Genomic DNA, 20,600 nt, shown 5'->3' on the forward strand with positions numbered 1-20,600 from the left:
ACCGGTCATGCGGCAGCGAGCTTGATGTCGAGGCGTTGCGGGCCGCGCACCGACAGCCCGCGCTTGTAGGCGGGGCTTTCATCCAGCAGTTCGATGGAACGGGTCCGCTGCAAGAGCGTCGAGAAGATGATCTCCATATCCAGCCGGGCAAGATGATTGCCAAGACAGAAATGGGCGCCGCCACCGAATGCCAGGTGCCGATTGGGATTGCGCTCGACATTGAACCGATCGGGCGCCTCGAATTGTTCGGGATCGCGATTGGCCGCACCATACAGCAGGCCGACCTTCGCGCCTCTCGGCAGTCGCTCGCCGGCGATCACCTTCTCTTCCGTGAGGTAGCGATGAAAGAATGGCAGCGGCGACTCGAAGCGGAACATCTCCTGGATGGCGGTCGACATGAGGCCCGGCGTTTCCCTGAGCTTGGCCAGCGCATCGGCATATCGCATGAGGGCATGCATGCCGCTGCCGAGCACGTCGATCGTCGAGCCATGGCCGGCCATCAGGATCAGCATACAGGTGGAAACGAGCTCGTCTTCGCTCAGCTCGCCGGCGACATGCGCCTCGGTCAGCCGACAGAGAAGATCGTCGCGCGGGTTGCGCATGCGGTCGGCGATGAGCTCCTTGAGCAGCTCGTAGAATTCCGTCGTGGCACGCTCGGCGAGCGCCTTGCGTTCAGCACTGCGATCGACGTCGAAATATTGCACGACCTCTTCCGACCATTTGCGCAGCTGCCCGGCATATTCCTCCGGCACGCCGAGAACCGAGCCGATGATGTGGCCCGGAACCTGCGAGGCAAGATCCTCGACGAAATCGATCGTGCCGGCTTGCAGGAGACGATCGAGCAGCCGATCGACGAAATCCTGTATCATCCCTCGCTGGCGAGCGACGAGCGCGGGCGTGAATTCACGAAACACCTTGCGGCGCAGCCGGTCATGGGTTTCGCCGTCGGAATCCAGCAGGCTGAATTGTACGAAGCGCGAATGGTTCGGCATGTCGTGCCAGTTCTGCCGGACCTTTCGTTCCTCTATCTCTTCCGGGGAGAGAAAGAATTCGAGCGAGCGCACGAGCGTCTTGTCGCCGGCGGCAGCGGCGACATCCTGATAGCGCGACAGCAACCATATGTCGAAATGCTCGTAATAGACCAGGCCTGGGCTGGCGCGCAGTTCGCGGTAGGAGCCATAGGGGTCGTCCGTGAAGGCTTGCGAGAGCGGATCAAATGCTGGGGTTGCCGTCGACATGCTCAGGACCTCGTCCATTCTGGTTCATCGGCCGCAGATTACAGCCTCGAACAGTGAAAAGACATGGATGCGAACCGCAGCCATATGGATAAAACTCTCATCTCCGAATAAGACCTGACGGCATGACCGATGAAGCAAGCTCAGGCGATATTTCCCCTCAGGACGACGTCTTCTTTCAGACGCCGGGCAGGCTGTCCCGCGCCCTCCCCTTTGCGCTTCTCGCCGCCGGGCGGCGCATCTGCACGCCTGCGGAAATGCCGATCGCCCATCGTTTCAACCAGCACACACTCGTCCTCACCCTCAGCGGAAAAGGCCTGTTGCAGGTCAACGGTCTCTCAAGCCTCTTGCACGAAGGGACGATCGCCTGGCTGGATTCCTCGATGCTGTATTCGCATCGCTGCGAGCCGCACCATTCGCATTGGTCCTATCTCTGGCTGGGGTTCGCCGGGCACGGGCTCGATACCCTGTTCGACAGCCTGGGCGTGATTGCCAACCCGGTCTTTGGCATTTCAAGCCCGCGCGATCCGCAGGCGCTGTTCGAAAGCATCCTCCAGGAAGTGGAGACGGGCAGTTTCCTCTCGGACAGCCGATGTTTCGCCCTGCTCGCGCAATTGATCTCGCTTCTGGTTTCCGAGCGCGCGGAACATGGCGAGCTGAGCGGCGCGGTTCAACGATTGCAGCGGGTCGTGGAATTGGTCCGCGCCGACCTTACGCGTCCCTGGACGGTGGGTGAGCTTGCCATTGCCGCCAATCTGAGCCAGGCGCAGTTGTTTCGCCGCTTCCGTCAGAGAATGGGGACGACGCCTCTCGATTGGCTCCGCCACGAGCGCGTGAACGCCGCGAAGCGATTGCTTGTCGTGACGGAGGAGCAGATCGGCAGGATCGCCGCCCAATGCGGCTATCCCGACCCGTTCCACTTCGCCCGCGACTTCAAGAAGCTGGTCGGCGTCACGCCAAGCGAATTCAAGCGGCAGGGTCAGAGCACTCGGCCGCGCGAACCCTGATCGAACAACGCATTTTGCCTCCGCGTAAAGAAGAAGCTCTTTTGCTATGGTTAGCCCGGATTGGCTTGGACAAGATGACACGATAAAAGTCCGGCGAGCAAGCAAAATTATCTGAAACGCAATCGCGTCCCTCGCCGGAGATTGAAAAGTGACAACCGAACAAAGCGTCCTGCGCATCTCCATTATCGTGACGTTCGTTCTGGCGGTCGCCGGCATTGTCTTCGGTCTTCTCTCCGGCTCCTACGCGATCGTCTTCGACGGCGTCTATGCGCTCACGGATGCGAGCATGACGATCGTTGCGCTGATCGTCTCCAGCCTAATCGTGTCCTCCGCAACGAACACCGCGTCCGGCGGCAGGTTCGCCAAGCATTTCACCATGGGCTTCTGGCATCTCGAACCCATGGTGCTCGGCCTCAATGGCGTGCTTTTGACGGGGGCCGCGGTCTATGCCCTGATCAACGCGATCGGCAGCATCATGGCCGGCGGCCGGCATCTCTCCTTCGATCAAGCCATCATCTACGCGGTGCTGACCATGATCATCGCCTTCCTGATGGCTGTCTATGGCAAACGTGCGAACGAGACGCTCGGATCCAGTTTCATTGCACTCGACGCCAAGGCCTGGGTGATGACGGGCTGCTTGAGCGGGGCGCTGCTGCTCGCCTTCATCTTCGGCTTTTTCATTCAGGGGACGAGCCTGGAATGGATGTCGCCCTATGTCGATCCGGTTGCTCTGGCTCTGGTTTGCCTCATCGTCATTCCCATGCCGATCGGCACGATCAAGCAGGCCTTTGCCGATATCCTGCTCGTGACGCCTTCCGATCTGCGGGAACATGTCGATCGCGTCGCCACCGACATCGTCCGACGCTACGATTTCGAATCCTATCGCTCCTATGTCGCACGCGTCGGCCGCGGCAAGCAGATCGAGCTCTATTTCATCGTGCCACCGAACGGACCGGCGAAGAGGCTGGAGGAATGGGACCATATTCGCGACGAGATCGGCGAGACGATCGGCGACGAAGGGCCGGACCGTTGGCTGACGATCGCCTTCACGACCGATCCGGAATGGGCCGACTGAGCGATGGGGCGGAGGTCTTGCAACTTTGCTTAGGCACTCTCGGTGTCTACCGCCGGGAGCGTGCCAGTTGGTATACGCTTCCGCCCCGAGCGAAGCACGAGGCGTTGGATGCGGCTCGTAAACGGTTTCTCAACAGCTCTGAAGAGCAGCAGGGAAAACAAGGCAGCAGCGAGCGTGGCGAATATGACGAACAGGCCGAGAGGAAGAGCTCCGCCGAGCGCCTTCGCCCAGATGGCCCGCATTGGCCGCAGGATAAAGGGATGGGCAAGATAGAGGCTATAGGAGGCATCGCCCAGGGCGACGCCCCATAGGACGAGCTTCCCCTGAGGCAAGACGGGGCCGATTGCGGCCGCAAGAACGAATAGCGCCGCAGGCAGGCCGCTTCGCAGGAACTGCGGCAGGGCCGCATCGTCCCAGGGCGAAGAGATGCGTACGAAACCGAGAAGGCCTATGGCCATGAGCCCGAGCGCTGCTGCGCTGCCGATCCTCACGCCGCTGCGAAAGATCAAGGCGACATAGACGCCGAAGAGGAACTCCAGAATGATGGGGTTCGTCCAGAAGGCTATCTGGACATGGCCCGGATCGATAAGCCTTCCGACAAGCGCCATGCCTGCCATCAGCACCGACAGCCAGACGATACCCAGCCTTATCGGCAGCAGGAGTGCAGCCGCGAAGAACACGTAGAACAGCATCTCGTAGTTCAGCGTCCAGGCGAGCGCGAGCACCGGCCTGATCTCATCGCCGCCGCGCCCGGACGGAATGAAGAAATAAGATGCCAGAACATGGGACACGGAGCCGATGGGAACGGCCAGCAGCGAGGGTGCTACGAGCGCGCCGATAAGCAAGAGGCTCGTCAACAGCCAGTAGAGCGGGATCACGCGGGCGCAGCGCCGCAGGAAGAAACGCAGCGGAGCACCACTCTTGCCGAACTCCGACGCGGCCGTATGGGTCATGATGAAGCCGGAGAGGACGAAGAATATGTCCACCCCGAAACCGAGATTCCATCCGGAGCCATCGACCGCTGCCCGCCCTGTCGCCCCGGCCAGCATCTCGGTCTCGTGCAAGGCGTGAGCAACGACAACGGACAAAGCGGCGAGCGCGCGCAGCACCTGAAGATTCGACAGCAGGCGGGATGACTTGCCAACATCACTGCCGGCAGCCGGACCCTCAAGTATTTCCCTATAAAACCACACCGGAAATCTCAGTAAATATCGTCTTGGATCTCCATTTATGACGCTAGACAATATAACAACTCGTCGCCACGCGCATAAATCGGCGGCCCTGCTTTAAATCATGGTTATTCTTCAGTTAAGCTTGCAGATGTTGGCACCGGTGCCCAACTAGTCATATTTCTTGACGTTACCCGCTCCTCCCGACCGAAGGGAGCATCGATGCCATTGGCTCTGCATTTAGGGGCTTGATCGTGAATCATTTGCTGACCAACTCTCAGGCCGGTCGCGCGGTGCAATCGGCAACCCAGTCCAAGGGAAACGACATTCTCAGGCAGGCGCCTTTGGAGCCGGCATTAACCACGGCGACGCTGCCGCCGTGGAGCTGCATAATTTCCCGAACCAGATTAAGTCCCAGACCGGCGCCACGGCCATCAGGTCCCAGGCGATTGAAGGGCTCAAAAATCTGCTCATGTTCATCCCTCGCAATGCCGTTGCCCTCGTCGCAGACTTCGATGGAGTCGCTTTTTGCGACGCGTACCGTAATCGTTCCTTGGCGTCCGCCATGGTCTATGGCGTTTTGAACTAGATTCGTCAGCGCTCGTTCCAATGACGTCTGATCGCCCGTCACCACTATCTCATCGCATTCCCGCTCGAAGGCTACGTCATAGCCGGCACCAAGCGCCAGCGGGCCGAGGTCGAACAGCACCTGCTTGGCCATCGCGACTAGATTCACCGGCAGAAAATGGTTCCGCTTCTGGTCGAGGCGCTGAAGGTCGAGAAGTTGACCGGCGAGTGTCGTCAGCCGCGCCGCGTCCTCCAGCAGGTCGCGCTTGTCGGTGCCGGCGGGGAGTGCGGAAACGCGCGCGTTCAGGATGGCAATCGGCGTGCGCAGTTCATGGGCTGCCTGGGCCAGAAAATGCTGATGTCGCTCATAGCCCGCATCCAGGCGGCGTAGTGCATCGTTGACCGCACTGACAAGTCCGCTGATTTCGATGGGCACATCGCTCACCTGCAGTCGGACGCCACGCTTGTCGAATTCGATGTGGACGGCTTGCGCTACAGTCCGGCCTAGACCGGTGAGCGCCCGGCGTACCACCAGTGGAGTGGCCAGCGACGTCGCCAGCGCCATCAGCACGATGACAGGCAGTATCACCAAGAGGAACCCGCCTGAAATACCCCTTGCAAGCCGCTGCGCGGACATCTGCCCTTTCGTACCCGTCAGAATCTGGACCCTCCCGGCAGGGCTTTCGACCCATTTGATCACCGCATCGGGTTTTCCGGCCAATTCAGGTCGGTCGCTCAGCCGGGCGTCGCTGAGTTGGCCGAGCACTGCGACCAGCGGTAGATAGGCAATAGGAATGTTGCCCGCTTGTAGCCGGCGCCCCTCCGGGTCGCGGATCGTGAACCACAGGTCCGGTGCCTTGGCGCGAAGATGAACGAGATCCGGCGTCTCTCGCAGTACCAATCCACCAGCTGCGTCGCGCTCAATCGCTTCGGCCAGCACATCGAGGCTGCCACCTTCATAGTCGTCAAGCAGGTAGCCGGTACTCCAGACCGTCGCAATGACCATGAGAAGGACAACCGCAATCATGCCCGCCTGCAGTGTCACCAGCCTGCTGACGAGCAGCCATTTCAGCGAAGGCTGTCGCATCACGCCGTCTCGCGGAGGAGATAGCCGACGCCACGGATGCCGTCGATGGTGATGCCGGCCTGTGCATCGGCGAGTTTGCGACGAACGCGTGAGATATGGGTATCGAGTGCATTTGACTCGATTTCGTCGTTCATGCCGAAGACGGCTTCCATCAAGGTTTCGCGCAGCACCATGCGGCCCATGCGCCGCATCAGCGCTTCAAGCACCAGCAATTCCCGACGCGGCATGCGCAGATGGGCGCCTTGTACGTTTGCCTCACGATGGACGAAATCGAAAGACAAGCGACCGAGACTGACGATGTCGGGCTGCAGATGAACCGGCCGACGCAAGATCGCCCGCAATCGGGCCAGAAGCTCATCGAAGGCAAAGGGCTTGCCGAGATAGTCATCCGCGCCGCTGTCCAGTCCGGCGACCCGGTCAGCCAGGTCACCCTTCGCGGTCAGCACCAGTACAGGCACGACATTGCCCCTGACGCGCAGCAACTTGACCAGCGAGAGGCCATCCCCATCAGGCAGCCGACGGTCCAGCACAACGACATCGTAAATATCGTCGTGAAGGGCGGCCTCTGCCTCCGACAGGCTCGCCACGTCGTCCACAACCATACCATGACGAGCCAACCCGTTGCGCAGGACAAGAGCCATTGGGCGCTCGTCTTCGACCAAAAGCACACGCATTCAGTAAACTCCATCCCCCGCCCGCATCGATAGGGCATTCAAGTGCTAGCATCGCTGCATTGAGATAACCTTGCAAAGATCGCCTCATTGCCCTCGTTTCCGGCGTCGAACGGCGCGTGCGGCTTTTTTGAAGTCCTTCAAGATGACAGGTTCTCTCAATCTGGGTGTGTAAGACCTCGCTTGCTCATCTCGAAAGGACGAACCAATGCTCGTTACCCCTAGCCGCCTAGCGGCCGATCGTCGTTCCCCGATTGAGGACGGTCATCATGTACATCACTGATGCCGCCTCGTTCCTTCTTGCCTGGCTTCGTAACCCGCGCGCCATTTCGGCGGTTACCCCGTCAGGCCCGCGCGTCTCGGCGTTAATGACCCAAGGCATTGGGGCAACCACCGGCCCGGTCATGGAACTGGGGCCTGGCACCGGCTCCTTCACTTATTCGCTCCTGGCGCGTGGCGTGCGTGAGGACGATCTTACGCTGGTCGAGCTTAACGCCGATTTCGCCGAACTTTTGCAAAGGCGCTTCCCCAAGGCGCGCGTGCTCCGTTTGGACGCGACGCGGATCGGCGAGGCGGACCTGTTCAAAGGCACCTCATTCGGTGCGGTCGTCAGCGGATTGGGTTTTCGTGCCATGCGGTCGCGCGAAATCCGCGCTATTTTAGGTGGGGCCTTCAAAAATCTCAGGCCCGGCGGCGCATTTCATCAGATCACCTACGGCCCGCGCTGTCCGGTGCCGGATCAGGTTCTGGGTCACTTGAAACTCAAAGAAGCGCGGATCGGCGGAACGATCTGGAACTTGCCGCCGGCTTCCGTCTACCGGATCTCCAGGGCGGCGGATTGCAAAGTCCCGAAACATGCCGAGCTGGCTGGATTGCAACCCGCATGACGGCTCAGGAACTGGTGGCGCAAGCTCCCGGCACCGTCACACTATTCACGAGCTTTGGGCTGGCTGGCATTTTCTGTCTCGCCATCATGGAGAAATTTGTCCCACTTTTTCCATCCTATATCCTTCTCATGCTTCTCGGCTTGATGATGCCGGATCTTCTTGCGCTCGGCTTGTCCATTGCTGCAGTGACGGCTGGTTCCGTCACTGGCGGGCTTGGCTGGTATGGCATTGGTTGGGTATTCGGGCCGCGAAGGGTGCGTCGGGTTGTCGCTCGCTATGGCGGATACCTATTGCTAAAGCTATCCTTCTACGATCGGCTGGCCGGTACTTACCGCCGCAACCATTTCTGGGTAACGCTGTCTGGTCAGGTCATTCCCGCGGTCAGGATCTATCTGGCCCTGCCGGCCGGCGCTTTGCGGCTTGACCCCCGAACCTTCCTGGCGGCGACCTCGCTTGGTTGCTTGATGTGGAATGGGTCCTTCCAGTGCCTCGGCTATGCCCTGCGCCGCAGCGGAAGAGACATAACACAGATCGGCTTGTGGACCGCTATGGCGATCATTGCGGCCGAGGGCGTGGTCTTATTCATCGTGGGCATCAGGAACAAGACCGTCAAAGGCCGAACGCGGACGCCGCTGCCGCCCTGACCGACTGATATCCCTTGGCGCTGGATGATTTTGGATCGAATGATCCTAAAATCTGAATCCGCGCTGGAATCAAATAGGTAGAGCATGATGTCGTCCGGAAACCGTTTACACTTTTCGGCGTCACGTTCCAGGCACGTTAGGCCGTGGCTAAAATTATATGCGCTTGAATTTTGGCGGCAACTTCGCCATTGCCATGTCTGTCAGCGATCGCGGATGCGGCGTAGTCGGTTGCAGCCTCCAGACTTTCCGCTTCCCTGGCCTCGATTTCATTGCGAAGAAGCGTTCCCTGGCAATAGGCAACGGCCGGAAGGCGTGGCGAGGATGCACGGCTTTGTTCGGCTCTCGTTTCGATCACCACATCGGAGAAACCGGCATTCTCGAGATCGCTGCGAATCCGCTCCACATCGTGGTAGCCATGTGGGGTGCGTGCCAGAAAACGCGGCGGATCGTTCGGGAAAATCCGGGCCAGCGCGTTCGTCACGTCATCGGCGAAGATGTTCTCCTCAAGGCGATCCCAGACGTTGAACAGGAAATGCCCTCCAAGCTTCAGAACACGCTTTGCTTCGCGATACGCAGCGGAACGGTCGGGAAAGAACATGGCACCGAACTGGCAGCAGACGAGATCGAAAGACGCATCGTCAAACGGCAGCATCATGGCGTCTGCCTGCCGCCATGAGATGCGGCTGTCGGGAGCCTGCCGCGAAGCGGCATAATCGAGCATCGGCTGATTGAGGTCGGTGACGACATAGCGTGCATCGGGGGACAGCTTGGGCGCCAAGACGCGGGTGACGGCCCCGGTGCCTGCGGCAATTTCGAGAACGGCGGTCGGCGCCAGGGACGCTGCCCGCCGTGCAAGATCTGCGGCGTAAGGTTCGAAAATCAGCGGCACCATATAGCGGTCGTAATTTTCCGGAATCGAGCCAGCAAATACCTTGTCCGTCTCCAACATCGCCATCACCCGCAGCGCGCTTATTGGCTCGCGAGGATAGCATATTGCAGATGACGCGTCATTCGGTCTCTCCGAGAGACGCAGCGCGGGAGCCGCGCCTGCTCAGCCCGCATCACCGCGCGCAAGCACGTCCAGAAGCTGGCTGGTATTGTCGATCGAGAATTGCACGCGCTCGCCCGGCCATACAGATTCGGAATAGGAGATCGGCGTGCCTTTGAGATCGACGTCCACCTTTCTCGACACAGCCACCGGCTGCGCCATGGACTGGCGGAGCTGCTTCGCCTCCTCGCTCGTCGGCAGACGGACGATGATGTCGGTGCGCAGGCGGATATAGTCGGGGATACCATATTCGGCCAGAATGACGGTTACGCTCCGTCCGCTGCGCCGCGCCTCATCGAAGCCCGGAAAACGGCGCACAGGGTAATAGGCATGCGAATAGTTGATCGGCTCCTCGTCGGCAAAGCCGCGCCGGACGATATGGTAGACCGGCTCGCCATGGGGAAGCCGCAAGGCCTCCGCGATCATCTCTGAGGCTGGAACCACCTCTTCATGAATGGCCTGCCCAAGCGGCTCCCTGCCCTGATCGAGCAGGTTCTGGGAAAAGCGCGTGCGCTCCGACAGGCGGTAGTCGAGACGGCTATCCCTGACAAAGGTCCCACGCCCCTGCTCGACCAGCACGAGCCCCCGGCTTTCAAGACGGGAAATGGCGCGCCGTATGGTGTGGCGCCCGACGCCGAAGCGCTCCATCAGGTCGGATTCAGTTGGAAGCTGCGCCTTTGGTGACAGCCGGCCGGTCAGAATATCCTCGGCAATATCGCTCTCGACCTGTTGCCACTGCCCGTGCAGCAATTTTTTTTCCATGCCCGCCCTTCCGAATCTAGCCATCTCATTCGAATGTCGAAGATCCTACAGCATCGTTTTTCAATCTCTACCTGATGATCGAGATCCGATAAACAGTGCCTGAAGCCAATTTCACCATCGGGCTTTGGCGTTTAGCCAAGTTCTCCTTGGGTATCATTCGTCATCGCTGCATAAATATCCGAATGAATGCGCGCCCGCGCGTTGCTGCAGCGGAGCATGATGTACAAAGTCAATTCGGCAACTGGCGACTACATGGCCGAAATGAACTCATATCCGTGCCCCTCCTCGACTATTCTACCGATGCCTGGTCGTCCCAGGTGAGCGCCGGCAAGCCACGTGTGTGCAGCCGCTGCATCTTGGAGCAGCTTGATCCGGCTAGCCCTCGCTATGGACTCGTCGGCGTCATAGGCCCAGGTAAGCTCGGGACGGGCAAACTGTGCAGCAGGAACGTGGATCACGTCGCCGCAGAATAAAATATCGTCCTCGCCAGTGCTGAGGAGATAACCCATATGGCCCGGAGCATGCCCGGGTATCGCCACCGCCAGCAAATGATCGTCCAGCCGGTCTCCTCCGCTGATCGGGGCCAGGAGTGGCCGAAAATCCGCCAGTCGTGGCTCGGCGAGGAAATCCTCAACGGCGTCCTCCGCAATCACGATCTTGTTTAAGTTTCCAAATGCTCGCCGCCCGTCAGGCGTAAGAAGACCGTTGATGTGGTCGCCATGGGCATGGGTGAGCGCGACCATCGTGATGGACGATGTGTCGATGCCTGCCTCGCACATAGCCTCCTCGAGGTGGCCCATGGACGGGTCCCAGCTTGCCCCGGCTCCACAATCTATCAAAACGCGCTCGCTGCCAGAGCGATCGAGCAGGAAGCAGTTGACCGACAGGCGAACGAGCGACTCTTCCCGCCGAGGCGATACTATCTGCGTAGATATTTTGCCGTTCGGATATCTGAGCAATTGGGCCGGCAGGTCGACATATCCGTCGGAAAGCGACCAAACCTTCGACGATCCCGAAGCACAAGCCATGATGTTGGCGCTTTGAGACAGAAATTTCACGGGTAACCTGCCAAGCCGGGTGTTTCAATTTTCTATTGCCGCACTGAAGCCGTTACGTTTTCGAAGTCATCACCTTCTGAACGATCTTCCAGGTTCCGTTGACCTTCAAGCATGACAATAGGTCCGTGAAGTGGCGCGGCGGTACCTGCAATTTCACCTTCAGAAGCGCGAGGTCTCTTTCGACGTCAATTAATAGGATCTCGTCGTCACGCTCCACGCCCTGCTGTTTTGGAGCTTTGGTATTACGCACGACTGCTAACCACGTCGCAATCGGCGTCACGCCCACGTCGCCGTCGTCGGCGACCTTCGTCACGGAGCTCAAGGAATGAAATATGGACGCAAATTTCTCAGCATCCATTTCATAGGCGGCGTCAAAATAGGTCTGCGCCAGGGTGCGCAAAGCGCAAACATCGGTATCCATGCTCACCTCGTTGTTAGGTCCAACTATCATACGCGCCGCAATTCCGTGCCGAGCCCCGGAGAGGCGGAAGCGTAGAGAAGTCGACTCGCATCAGCTTGTTGGTCAAATCTAGGGCAAAGGCACTTATGAGAAAAGATACGTTTGACAGGATTGAGTCATGATTGATATTCATAAATGATGGGAAATTACCTGGATGAACTCGCTACGTTTGCAATCGTCGCCAGTGAGCGAAGCTTTACACGCGCCGCGGTGAAGCTGGGCGTCTCCCAGTCCGCCCTGAGCCACACGATCCGGAAACTTGAGCAGCAACTCGAGATCCAGCTTCTTGCCCGGACTACCAAGAGTGTAGCGCCAACCGCTGCAGGCGCAGCTCTTTTGAAGGACCTGTCTCCGGCGCTTGAGCAAATTACTCGTGCGCTGGACAAAGCCCGAAGCGTTCGCCACCGACCCGCGGGACGCCTTAGAATTGTGATGTCACGGTCGGCTGCGGTGATGGTATTGTTGCCGAGGCTCACCGCATTCGCCGAGGCTTACCCCGACGTCGTTCTTGACGTTGTTACCGTCACTGGTCCCGTCGACATCGTCGCGGGCGAGTTTGATGCCGGTATTCAACTCGGCGAGTATGTTCAAAAGGATATGATTGCGGTGCGCGTCTCGCAGGAGTTGCGTTTGGCGGTGGTGGGATCGCCCGGCTATTTCGCGTCACGAAGCATTCCTCGGAAGCCCAAGGATCTAAATGATCATCGATGTCTAAACCTGCGTCTCCCGAACGGTCCGTATCGGTGGCAGTTCGAGCAGGGACGCAAGGCGATCACAATCGGTGTGAACGGCCCGCTCATAATCGACGATACCAACCTCGTGATTCAGGCGGCGCTCACCGGAGCCGGCCTTGGGCTCGCATATGAAGAGCAGGTTATGGAGCATGTTGCCGAGCACAGCCTCATTCGAGTGCTGGAGAATTGGACGCCCCCTGTTCCCGGCTTCTTCATGTATTACCCCAGTCGCCAGCATCAGCCCGCTGCGCTTGCTGCGCTGGTAAACGCCCTGCGATGCTCTTAAAAAACGGGCCGATACGCGGGATCGATTTAAAGGTGGTGCGGGTGGCCAGGGTCGAACCGGCACTCCTCTCGGACCTGGATTTTGAAGGGAGTCGCGTCTACAAACTGCGGCGCCGTTGCTGTAGTCGGGTGCTTCACCAGATACCGATTTCCGGTATCTGAGCAGCGCAAAATCGGTATTTCGGATTAGGTCACCGACTCATAAGATCGTAGCCAGATACGAATTGAGGCGAGCTGGATAGATGCGAGGAAGTTGTCGTCGCGTTTGTCATATCGTGTTGCGATGGCCCGGAAGTGTTTGAGTTTGTTGAAGAACCGCTCGACAGCGTTGCGTTGTTTGTAGAGCCGTGAGCTGAAGGCAGGAATATTGACCCTGTTTGGCATGGGACGGATACAGCCCCATGCTCCACGTGCTTTGAGGTCTTGTCGCAGCCTGTCGCTATCATAAGCGCGATCAGCCAGAAGTATTTGACCGGGCCCGATGGTCGCAAACATATCGGTCGCCGAGCGTCCGTCATGGGCCTGTCCGGCTGTCAGCTTTAAGCGGATCGGTCGGCCATCGGCATCGACAAGAGCATGGATTTTGGTTGTCAGCCCGCCGCGCGAGCGACCCATGCAACCGGATCGCTCGTCTTTTTTTGACCGTTGGCAGCATGTTGGTGAACGCGGATCGACGAGCTGTCGATCATCTGGATGTCGCCATCGTAAGCTTCTGATATTGCATCGAGAATACGTGCCCAATGCCCCGCGTGACGCCATCGGTTAAAGCGGTTGACACAGGTCGTATAAGGGCCATAGCGCGCGGGAATATCCGCCCACGGCGCACCAGTTCTCAGCCGCCAGAAGATCCCATTCAATACGCGTCGGTCATCAACGCGGGCCTTACCACGAACCTTTGTCGGCAGAAGGGGTTCGATCACCGACCATTCGAAATCCGTCAAATCAAAGCGCGCCATCTCTGCCTCCAAGCCTGACAGACAGAGAATCACAAATCATTCAAATCCAAAACTATTTTATGGGTATGTGACCTAGTGTGAAAGGAGACGGAAGCTATTCGATCACGATGATCTCCAGCTCCTCCTTGCCAAGGTTGACGACATCGCCAACCTTCTTTCCCATCAGCAACCTTGCAACGGGTGAAACATATGAAATCGATCCCGCCCTGGGATCGGCTTCATCCTCTCCGACGATGCGATATTTCTGCACGCGGCCGTCTTCCCGGCTATAGGTCACCATGCTCCCGAAGGCGACGATGTCAAACGAGCCGGGAGCCGCGACGACCTCGGCCGTTCGAACCCTTTCCGCGAAATAGCGTGCATCGCGCAACGGAATGGCAGTCTGTCGCCGACGTTCATTGATGTCTTCTATGGCATTTGCCGTGTCATACGCGTTTCGCGCTTCCTGAAGCTGCAGTTCCAGAGCCTTCAGCCCGGCCTCCGTGACGAGGTTCGGATGCGCAGAAATGGGCCGCTCGGGCAGCACGGTTTCCGCTGCCGCTTCGGCACTTTCTTCCTTCATGAACGCCGTGCTCAATTTCAAACTCCATTTCGATGCTTTGTACTCTTTCGATATCTCCAACCGCTCGGCCTTGACGATGGAGCTGATCGGCAAATCAGCCCTATACTATAGACCAGATAGCAAGCTTGGAGAAATGCAATGGCCGATCGAAAGCCCAAGTCGCCGACAAAGACACCGTCCAAGCAGGCGGCATCGGAACCGAGACTGCTTTCAGGCGGCAATCCGCAGATCGCCAAGGGCGACGGTGACGCGCCGGTGCAAGCCTATATTGCCGCCATGTCGGGCTGGAAGAGCGAGGTCGGACGCCGGATCGATGCGCTCGTCGTCCAAGCCGTCCCCGACGTTCGAAAGGCGGTCAAATGGAATTCGCCACTCTATGGCTTGGACGGCGATGGCTGGTTCCTGGGCATCCATTGCTTCACGAAACACGTCAAAGTCGCGTTCTTTCGCGGCGCATCGATCCATCCGATCCCGCCCGGAGATTCGAAAAGCAAGGAAACGCGCTACCTCAATATCAATGAAGGCGACACGCTGGACGAAGCGCAGTTTACCGATTGGGTGACGCAGGCAAGCCGGCTGCCCGGTGAGCGCATGTAGGTCTCCGCAGACTAAAGAGCGACGGCAAACCGCTCCGAACGACAAGCGCAAAATCCGAAGCGACTGTTGCAACAGCCCTCAATTCGACTAGGTCACATACCCATAAAATAGTTTTGGATTTGAATGATTTGTGATTCTCTGTCTGTCAGGCTTGGAGGCAGAGATGGCGCGCTTTGATTTGACGGATTTCGAATGGTCGGTGATCGAACCCCTTCTGCCGACAAAGGTTCGTGGTAAGGCCCGCGTTGATGACCGACGCGTATTGAATGGGATCTTCTGGCGGCTGAGAACTGGTGCGCCGTGGGCGGATATTCCCGCGCGCTATGGCCCTTATACGACCTGTGTCAACCGCTTTAACCGATGGCGTCACGCGGGGCATTGGGCACGTATTCTCGATGCAATATCAGAAGCTTACGATGGCGACATCCAGATGATCGACAGCTCGTCGATCCGCGTTCACCAACATGCTGCCAACGGTCAAAAAAAGACGAGCGATCCGGTTGCATGGGTCGCTCGCGCGGCGGGCTGACAACCAAAATCCATGCTCTTGTCGATGCCGATGGCCGACCGATCCGCTTAAAGCTGACAGCCGGACAGGCCCATGACGGACGCTCGGCGACCGATATGTTTGCGACCATCGGGCCCGGTCAAATACTTCTGGCTGATCGCGCTTATGATAGCGACAGGCTGCGACAAGACCTCAAAGCACGTGGAGCATGGGGCTGTATCCGTCCCATGCCAAACAGGGTCAATATTCCTGCCTTCAGCTCACGGCTCTACAAACAACGCAACGCTGTCGAGCGGTTCTTCAACAAACTCAAACACTTCCGGGCCATCGCAACACGATATGACAAACGCGACGACAACTTCCTCGCATCTATCCAGCTCGCCTCAATTCGTATCTGGCTACGATCTTATGAGTCGGTGACCTAGTCTTCAACCAATAGTGATGGATGCAAATCACCGCTTTCGCGAGCTTTGCCCATAAATCATCAACGTGAGAAGAGATCGATGATCAGCCTCGGTGTTTTGACGACGTATATCTTGGTGGTGCTCGGTCTGATGGTCATTCCCGGGCCTGCCACGCTGCTCACGCTCGCCAGAGCCGTCAGCGGCGGCAAGCGTGCCGGATTGGCAACCGGCCTTGGCATTGCCGCCGGCGATCTCCTCCATACGATGATGGCGACCTTCGGATTGTCGGCGCTGCTCGCCACATCCGCTTTGGCCTTCGAGATCGTCAAATATGCCGGTGTCATCTATCTGATCTATCTCGGCTTCAAGGCCTTCATCGAAAAGAGCGGCAGCATCGACGTCCCAACCGCGCAGGCCATCACGCCCATCCGGGCGTTTCGGCAAGGCTTCTTCACCGAGATCCTCAACCCCAAGACCGCCCTTTTCTTCCTGGCATTCCTGCCGCAGTTCATCCATCCGGAAAGCGGCTCCGTCATCGCGCAATTCGCACTGCTCGGCGCTATCTTCGTCGCCCTCAGCATTGGGGTCACGTCGCTTCTGGCGATCGGCGCCGGATCGATCGGCGGCTGGCTGCGCCGCAACCGCACCATCGGACGCTGGCAGGGAAAGGTTATCGGCACGATCTATATGGCATTGGGCGTGAGGCTTGCCCTTCAGCAGCAATGACGCGCTTTCGCGCAACCGGCTAAAACCTATGCCCGGGCCGTTCATCCATCCGGCTCTTTCGCGTGCTTCTGCCTATTTGCTTCCAGAGCCATCAGCTTCAGATATCGTCGGTGGCGACAGACTTTTCGGATAGCGGGACAAGAACTGTCGAAGCTTCTGTAAAAGCATCGTCCAGTATATCCAGCTTGCTGGCATGCGCATGCGCATATTCTTCGTAAAAGCCATGCGAGATCCAGATCCGCGAACGACCCCGCCGACCGCTCCAGCCGATTCCGCCGATCGATTCCGCCGCTGCAAACTTGCGGCTGGTATGGGCTCGCGACAGGCCGAATGATTGTGCGAGATAGGAAATCGAGCTTACATCCGTCAGCAGCCTATCTTGTCCCAGCATCTCCGGCTCTATTCCGGCAATCAGGCGGTCCATCAGCAAGCCGCCTGCATCGGCCCAGGTGAAGATCGTGTAGAGCGGGCCGGGGCTGCGTATCACAGGGCTCGTCAGGAGCGCGTGCGCGGCAAGCGGCTGGATCAACATCACCAGGTTTTCCGGCTCCGAAAGAAACCGGGCCGCCCTGCTCCCTCCATCGATGAGATCGAGGGCCTGGAAATGCACGCTATACCAATGGGTCAGCATCAACAACGTAAGCGGCGCCGGCGCGACCTGATCCGATTGGCCATCGGCGATCGGACGAACGACATCATATTTCAGCGCTTCGTCGAAAAACGCATAGGCCGTGTTGCGGCTGGCAATACCGTATTGCAGCGCAAGGTTGCCGAGACTGCGTCTGCTCACCCCGCGCCGCGCCGTACGAACCGACCGAAAGTAATCGCCCAATGCGGCATGGCACAGGAGCCAACGTTGCTGCGTGGCAAAAAGCGCCGCGGTCCGAGGCGACGCCTCGTAGACCGCGACAAAACTCCGTGCCAGTAACAGGATGGCGCGGGGAAACATCTCCGCATCGATGAGACCGCCTGTCTTGCCGACCGGCCCTGTCCGGATTGCGCGTAGAGCATCAGCCGATCGAGCAACCGGAAAATCAAGCACCTTACCCATGGGAAGCTTTCTCGAGATTGTCGGCTCGTTGACGCCCACGACGCAGCCATGCCGTTCACTACCGAACAATAGGCGGAGCAGCGCGGGACGTCCTGATAACACCCCAGCAAGCTTCTGATTTTTTCTGATATTTTTCTGAAATCAGCGATTCGGCAGACAAAATCAGCGGTTAGCCGATTTGGTTCTGGAATTGCGTCCGGCTTATCCGCGCAACGGCTCGTTTCCCGACAGGGCCTCGACACGTTGACTGTCGAGTTAAGCTCTCTTTATATTGCATCATATTTTAAACCTTGCAGTTGAGGATCGTTGGGAGCAGGTGTTCTTTTTTGCCGGGTTCGTTCTCGATCCAGATCGTGCCGAGCTTCATGGGCCGGACGGCTCGGCGATCCGGCTGCGCCCCAAAGCGTTTGAACTGCTGAGACTGCTCGTCGCGAACAACAGGCGCATCGTTGGCAAGCAGGAACTGATGGAGGCCGTCTGGCCGGGCATTTATGTCGCAGAGGACAGCCTGTTTCAGTGCGTTCGTGAAATCCGCACGGCATTGGGTGATACGGAACGGCACATGATCAAGCTTGTGTCCGGCCGCGGCTATCTCTTCACCGCCGAGGTCTCCACCGAACAGCCGGGATCGGCTCCACTGCCTGTCGCGATCGATACTCAAGCTTCAGATGCTGGGCCACGATACCGGCCCGGCTCGCGCAAGGCTCTGGCTTTCGGGGCATTTGCAATTCTGTGTGCGATCGTCGTCGTGTTCAGCCTCACCGTCTTTTCCTTCAGGATCGGCGATGTCTTCGGATCGAGCCGGCCGATCGTCGAAGTCCTGCCGATCGTTGACAGCATCGGCGATCCTCAAAGCAACGCGCTGGCGCAAGCAGTCGCGGCCGAGATGATCAACGGCTTAGCGAAGATCGACGGAATCCGCTTGATAGCCTCCAGGGAACAAGGCCCGGTGAAGACGGCCGAAGCGATTTCAGGACATGCCCACGGAGCCGGTCTCCTCCTTCAGGGAGAGCTGCAAAGAAGCCCGCAATCCTGGATCTTTCAGACACGCCTGATCAATGTGGGCAGCCGGGAAATCGAATCCGTTGCTGAAATTACGCTCGACGCCAGCGAACCCGACAAGCAGCGTCTCGCAGCTCGGCTCGCTGCCGGCGCGGGCTATGAACTTGCACTCCGCCTGAACAAATTTGGCCAAACCGACGACGAACGGCCGACGGGAGCCGCCAGCGTCGCGATACAACAGGCAACCGCATCGATTAACCAGACGACAAAGGAACGCTTTGCGACGGCGCGCGCGATCCTTGAAAAATATCTGAGCGATCAGCCGAACAATGCCGATCTCCAGATCGCGCTTGCGGCGCTGCATCTGCGTGGGGTCCAGCTGGCCTGGTATAGTCCGGCGGAGGGCAAGGCAGCTGAGAATGAGGCAGGATCCCTATTGGAACACGCCCTGCGGACCAGACCGGACTCCATCCCGGTGCTTGGGGTCTATTGTCGTTTTCTGACCGTCACCAACCAATTTTCGGAGAGCCTCGTGGCCTGCGCAAGAGCGTTGAGCCTCAATCCCTGGGATGGCACGGCCTTGTTCCATCTCGGCCTCACACAGATTCAATTGGGGCGTTTCGAGGATGCGCTCGCAACATTCGAGCAGGCAGACCGCTTCAATACGCCGGAGGTTTCGCGCTGGACCTGGCTGTTGGGGGCGGGATGGGCCGATATAATTTTGAATCACAATGAAGACGCGATTGGGTGGCTGCAGCGTTCTATCGCAATCACACCAGGAACGGGACGCGCGCACATGCTCCTAGCTATCGCCTATCAGCGATTGGGCCGATCAGATGACGCAAAGCAGGCCCTTGCCGAGGGATTGCAGCTGCGGCCGGGCTCGACAGCCGCCAATATTTCCCTGCCCACTCGCAACACCAGCCCGACCTATCTCGAAGCGCGCCAGAAGATTATCCAAACGCTGATCGAGATCGGGTTACCCGCGGGCGATGATGAGCAAAAGCCAGACGACAAGAAGTGACGACGATGCGTTGTCGAATATCCCGCGTCGGCTATCGAATTCGCAGGCGGCCACTCTTCTGCTGTCGATCAGAGGCGACGCGAGCTGAACACCGGCCCTCTCCATCAGCGTGTTCGTCGCGTTACCGGTGCGCTGCTTGCCGAGGCGACTGAACTATTGGCTTTGCGTCCCCGCGCGCTCGGCTTCGGCGGCAGGCTCTTTCCGTATTCGTTCCACCAGACCGTCAGCGCTTCCATCGTCGGGCCGAGCCCCCGCGCTTTAGGAGTGATCTCGTAGTCAACGCGAGGTGGCACCTCCGCGAACACTGTGCGCGAAATGAGCCCATCCGCCTCGAGTTCGCGCAGTTGGGCCGTCAGCATGTGCTGGGTAATGCCGGGGATCGCTTTGCGCAGTTCTCCGAAACGATAGACCCGCTGATTCAGCAGCCACATGATCTCCAGTTTCCATTTGCCCGAGAGCAGCGCGAATGCGCGCCGCATCTCCTCGTGCATGTTGATCTCGTCATCGGCCATGGTCTGGTTTTCCATACTAATAGCAAGTAATTCATCCTACTTGCAGATATCAATATTAGTCGACATTTTCAATGTGGACAGCGGTTGGGCATGTGAAAAATGCGCGCTGGCCCTGATTTGGAAATTTGCGAAACAGTAAGAGCAGCGACGAGGAAAAACCGCATGGCCGCGACATACATCTACTGGAGCAGCACGATACTATTGTCGCTGCTGTATCTGAGCTCCGCGTTTCTATACCTGACCAAGGGAGACTGGGTTCGCCAGACGCTCGCCGGGCTGAACTACCCGGCTCCTTACCTCGTCCCGTTGATGATCGTAGTGAAGGTGCTTGGGCCGATCGCGATCCTCTCGCGTGTCAGCGTTCCCCTGAGCGATCTGGCCTATGCCGGTATCTTCTTTCACCTGGTGCTGTCCGGCTCGGCGCATCTTGGTGTCCGCAAGCCCATGGGGGCTTTGCCGGCAATCATCGGCCTCGCGCTGCTGGCCGCTTCCTTCACCGCACAGAATGCCGCGCGCGACGTGCCGTCGCCTTACGCTCAACTCGCCGTGCGCTGACGCGGCGAAACCCA

At 58.7% G+C, this 20,600-nt stretch carries 22 protein-coding genes; 10 read left to right on the forward strand and 12 right to left on the reverse strand.

The features are described 5' to 3' along the window. Positions 1-5 precede the first annotated feature (5 nt). Positions 6-1,238 carry a cytochrome P450 gene (locus tag CCGE531_RS24025; RefSeq protein WP_120669386.1) on the reverse strand — a complete coding sequence of 411 codons (1,233 nt, stop codon included), beginning with the start codon at positions 1,236-1,238 and terminating at the stop codon, positions 6-8. A gap of 122 nt (positions 1,239-1,360) precedes the next feature. On the opposite strand from CCGE531_RS24025, the gene CCGE531_RS24030 reads away from it, so the two are divergent. Both CCGE531_RS24030 and CCGE531_RS24035 read left to right on the forward strand, forming a co-directional pair. Continuing rightward, positions 1,361-2,242 carry an AraC family transcriptional regulator gene (locus CCGE531_RS24030; RefSeq protein ID WP_245459280.1) on the forward strand — a complete coding sequence of 294 codons (882 nt, stop codon included), beginning with the start codon at positions 1,361-1,363 and terminating at the stop codon, positions 2,240-2,242. Between the two features lie 148 nt (positions 2,243-2,390). Next, the gene (locus CCGE531_RS24035; protein ID WP_120668435.1) at positions 2,391-3,317 is read left to right on the forward strand and encodes a cation transporter; all 927 of its coding nucleotides are present in this window, start codon (positions 2,391-2,393) and stop codon (positions 3,315-3,317) included. A 29-nt stretch (positions 3,318-3,346) separates the two neighbouring features. On the opposite strand, the gene CCGE531_RS24040 is transcribed toward CCGE531_RS24035, so the two are convergent. The 3 genes from CCGE531_RS24040 to CCGE531_RS24050 all read right to left on the reverse strand — a co-directional run bounded on the left by CCGE531_RS24040 (position 3,347) and on the right by CCGE531_RS24050 (position 6,814). After that, positions 3,347-4,510, reverse strand: coding sequence for an acyltransferase (locus CCGE531_RS24040; RefSeq protein ID WP_245459281.1), 1,164 nt, complete (start codon positions 4,508-4,510; stop codon positions 3,347-3,349). Positions 4,511-4,763: 253 nt separating this feature from the next. Continuing rightward, positions 4,764-6,140, reverse strand: coding sequence for a HAMP domain-containing sensor histidine kinase (locus tag CCGE531_RS24045; RefSeq protein WP_120668437.1), 1,377 nt, complete (start codon positions 6,138-6,140; stop codon positions 4,764-4,766). Further along, positions 6,140-6,814 carry a response regulator transcription factor gene (locus CCGE531_RS24050; protein ID WP_120668439.1) on the reverse strand — a complete coding sequence of 225 codons (675 nt, stop codon included), beginning with the start codon at positions 6,812-6,814 and terminating at the stop codon, positions 6,140-6,142. Before CCGE531_RS24050 ends, CCGE531_RS24045 begins: the two co-directional genes overlap by 1 nt. A 251-nt stretch (positions 6,815-7,065) precedes the next feature. Between CCGE531_RS24050 and CCGE531_RS24055 the strand changes: the two genes are divergently transcribed. Together CCGE531_RS24055 and CCGE531_RS24060 are read left to right on the forward strand one after the other, a co-directional pair. Further along, entirely contained in the window at positions 7,066-7,698 is a 633-nt protein-coding gene (locus tag CCGE531_RS24055) for a methyltransferase domain-containing protein (RefSeq protein WP_245459283.1), read from the forward strand. Next, positions 7,695-8,342, forward strand: coding sequence for a VTT domain-containing protein (locus CCGE531_RS24060; RefSeq protein ID WP_120668443.1), 648 nt, complete (start codon positions 7,695-7,697; stop codon positions 8,340-8,342). Before CCGE531_RS24055 ends, CCGE531_RS24060 begins: the two co-directional genes overlap by 4 nt. A gap of 136 nt (positions 8,343-8,478) precedes the next feature. Here CCGE531_RS24060 and CCGE531_RS24065 read toward each other — a convergent pair whose 3' ends face one another. The 4 genes from CCGE531_RS24065 to CCGE531_RS24080 form a co-directional block, all read right to left on the reverse strand. Next, complete coding sequence (locus CCGE531_RS24065) at positions 8,479-9,291, reverse strand: class I SAM-dependent methyltransferase (RefSeq protein WP_120668445.1); 813 nt, start codon at positions 9,289-9,291, stop codon at positions 8,479-8,481. A gap of 102 nt (positions 9,292-9,393) precedes the next feature. Continuing rightward, positions 9,394-10,152 carry a phosphonate metabolism transcriptional regulator PhnF gene (phnF, locus tag CCGE531_RS24070; RefSeq protein ID WP_120668447.1) on the reverse strand — a complete coding sequence of 253 codons (759 nt, stop codon included), beginning with the start codon at positions 10,150-10,152 and terminating at the stop codon, positions 9,394-9,396. A 248-nt stretch (positions 10,153-10,400) separates the two neighbouring features. Further along, complete coding sequence (locus CCGE531_RS24075; protein WP_120668449.1) at positions 10,401-11,180, reverse strand: MBL fold metallo-hydrolase; 780 nt, start codon at positions 11,178-11,180, stop codon at positions 10,401-10,403. An 82-nt stretch (positions 11,181-11,262) separates the two neighbouring features. After that, positions 11,263-11,631: a nuclear transport factor 2 family protein gene (locus CCGE531_RS24080; protein ID WP_120669392.1), complete on the reverse strand. Its 369-nt coding sequence runs from the start codon at positions 11,629-11,631 to the stop codon at positions 11,263-11,265. Positions 11,632-11,808: 177 nt separating this feature from the next. On the opposite strand from CCGE531_RS24080, the gene CCGE531_RS24085 reads away from it, so the two are divergent. Further along, positions 11,809-12,690, forward strand: a complete 882-nt coding sequence (locus CCGE531_RS24085; protein ID WP_120669394.1) for a LysR family transcriptional regulator — start codon at positions 11,809-11,811, stop codon at positions 12,688-12,690. Positions 12,691-12,875: 185 nt separating this feature from the next. Here the strand turns inward: CCGE531_RS24085 and CCGE531_RS24090 are convergent. Beyond that, positions 12,876-13,645 (reverse strand): IS5 family transposase gene (locus CCGE531_RS24090; protein ID WP_120663716.1). Its coding sequence is split into 2 segments (ribosomal slippage): positions 12,876-13,331 and positions 13,334-13,645, totalling 768 coding nucleotides; the frame shifts between segments, so codons are not numbered across the junction. Positions 13,646-13,739: 94 nt separating this feature from the next. Then, the gene (greA, locus tag CCGE531_RS24095) at positions 13,740-14,222 is read right to left on the reverse strand and encodes a transcription elongation factor GreA (protein WP_120669396.1); all 483 of its coding nucleotides are present in this window, start codon (positions 14,220-14,222) and stop codon (positions 13,740-13,742) included. Positions 14,223-14,345: 123 nt separating this feature from the next. Here greA and CCGE531_RS24100 point away from each other — a divergent pair, with 123 nt between their 5' ends. The 3 genes from CCGE531_RS24100 to CCGE531_RS24110 all read left to right on the forward strand — a co-directional run bounded on the left by CCGE531_RS24100 (position 14,346) and on the right by CCGE531_RS24110 (position 16,442). Further along, positions 14,346-14,804, forward strand: a complete 459-nt coding sequence (locus tag CCGE531_RS24100) for a DUF1801 domain-containing protein (RefSeq protein ID WP_120668450.1) — start codon at positions 14,346-14,348, stop codon at positions 14,802-14,804. Positions 14,805-14,967: 163 nt separating this feature from the next. Further along, positions 14,968-15,737 (forward strand): IS5 family transposase gene (locus CCGE531_RS24105; protein WP_120663716.1). Its coding sequence is split into 2 segments (ribosomal slippage): positions 14,968-15,279 and positions 15,282-15,737, totalling 768 coding nucleotides; the frame shifts between segments, so codons are not numbered across the junction. Between the two features lie 78 nt (positions 15,738-15,815). Continuing rightward, positions 15,816-16,442, forward strand: coding sequence for a LysE family translocator (locus CCGE531_RS24110; RefSeq protein WP_205586508.1), 627 nt, complete (start codon positions 15,816-15,818; stop codon positions 16,440-16,442). A 97-nt stretch (positions 16,443-16,539) separates the two neighbouring features. On the opposite strand, the gene CCGE531_RS24115 is transcribed toward CCGE531_RS24110, so the two are convergent. Then, positions 16,540-17,493, reverse strand: a complete 954-nt coding sequence (locus CCGE531_RS24115) for a hypothetical protein (protein ID WP_120668452.1) — start codon at positions 17,491-17,493, stop codon at positions 16,540-16,542. Between the two features lie 316 nt (positions 17,494-17,809). On the opposite strand from CCGE531_RS24115, the gene CCGE531_RS24120 reads away from it, so the two are divergent. Further along, positions 17,810-19,519, forward strand: coding sequence for a winged helix-turn-helix domain-containing protein (locus CCGE531_RS24120; RefSeq protein WP_120668454.1), 1,710 nt, complete (start codon positions 17,810-17,812; stop codon positions 19,517-19,519). A 104-nt stretch (positions 19,520-19,623) separates the two neighbouring features. On the opposite strand, the gene CCGE531_RS24125 is transcribed toward CCGE531_RS24120, so the two are convergent. Next, positions 19,624-20,046 carry a helix-turn-helix domain-containing protein gene (locus tag CCGE531_RS24125; RefSeq protein ID WP_120668455.1) on the reverse strand — a complete coding sequence of 141 codons (423 nt, stop codon included), beginning with the start codon at positions 20,044-20,046 and terminating at the stop codon, positions 19,624-19,626. A 147-nt stretch (positions 20,047-20,193) separates the two neighbouring features. Between CCGE531_RS24125 and CCGE531_RS24130 the strand changes: the two genes are divergently transcribed. Continuing rightward, positions 20,194-20,586, forward strand: coding sequence for a DoxX family protein (locus tag CCGE531_RS24130; RefSeq protein ID WP_120668457.1), 393 nt, complete (start codon positions 20,194-20,196; stop codon positions 20,584-20,586). Positions 20,587-20,600 lie beyond the last annotated feature (14 nt).

The organism is Rhizobium sp. CCGE531 (assembly GCF_003627795.1).
In the GTDB taxonomy this organism is placed as follows: Bacteria; Pseudomonadota; Alphaproteobacteria; order Rhizobiales; family Rhizobiaceae; genus Rhizobium.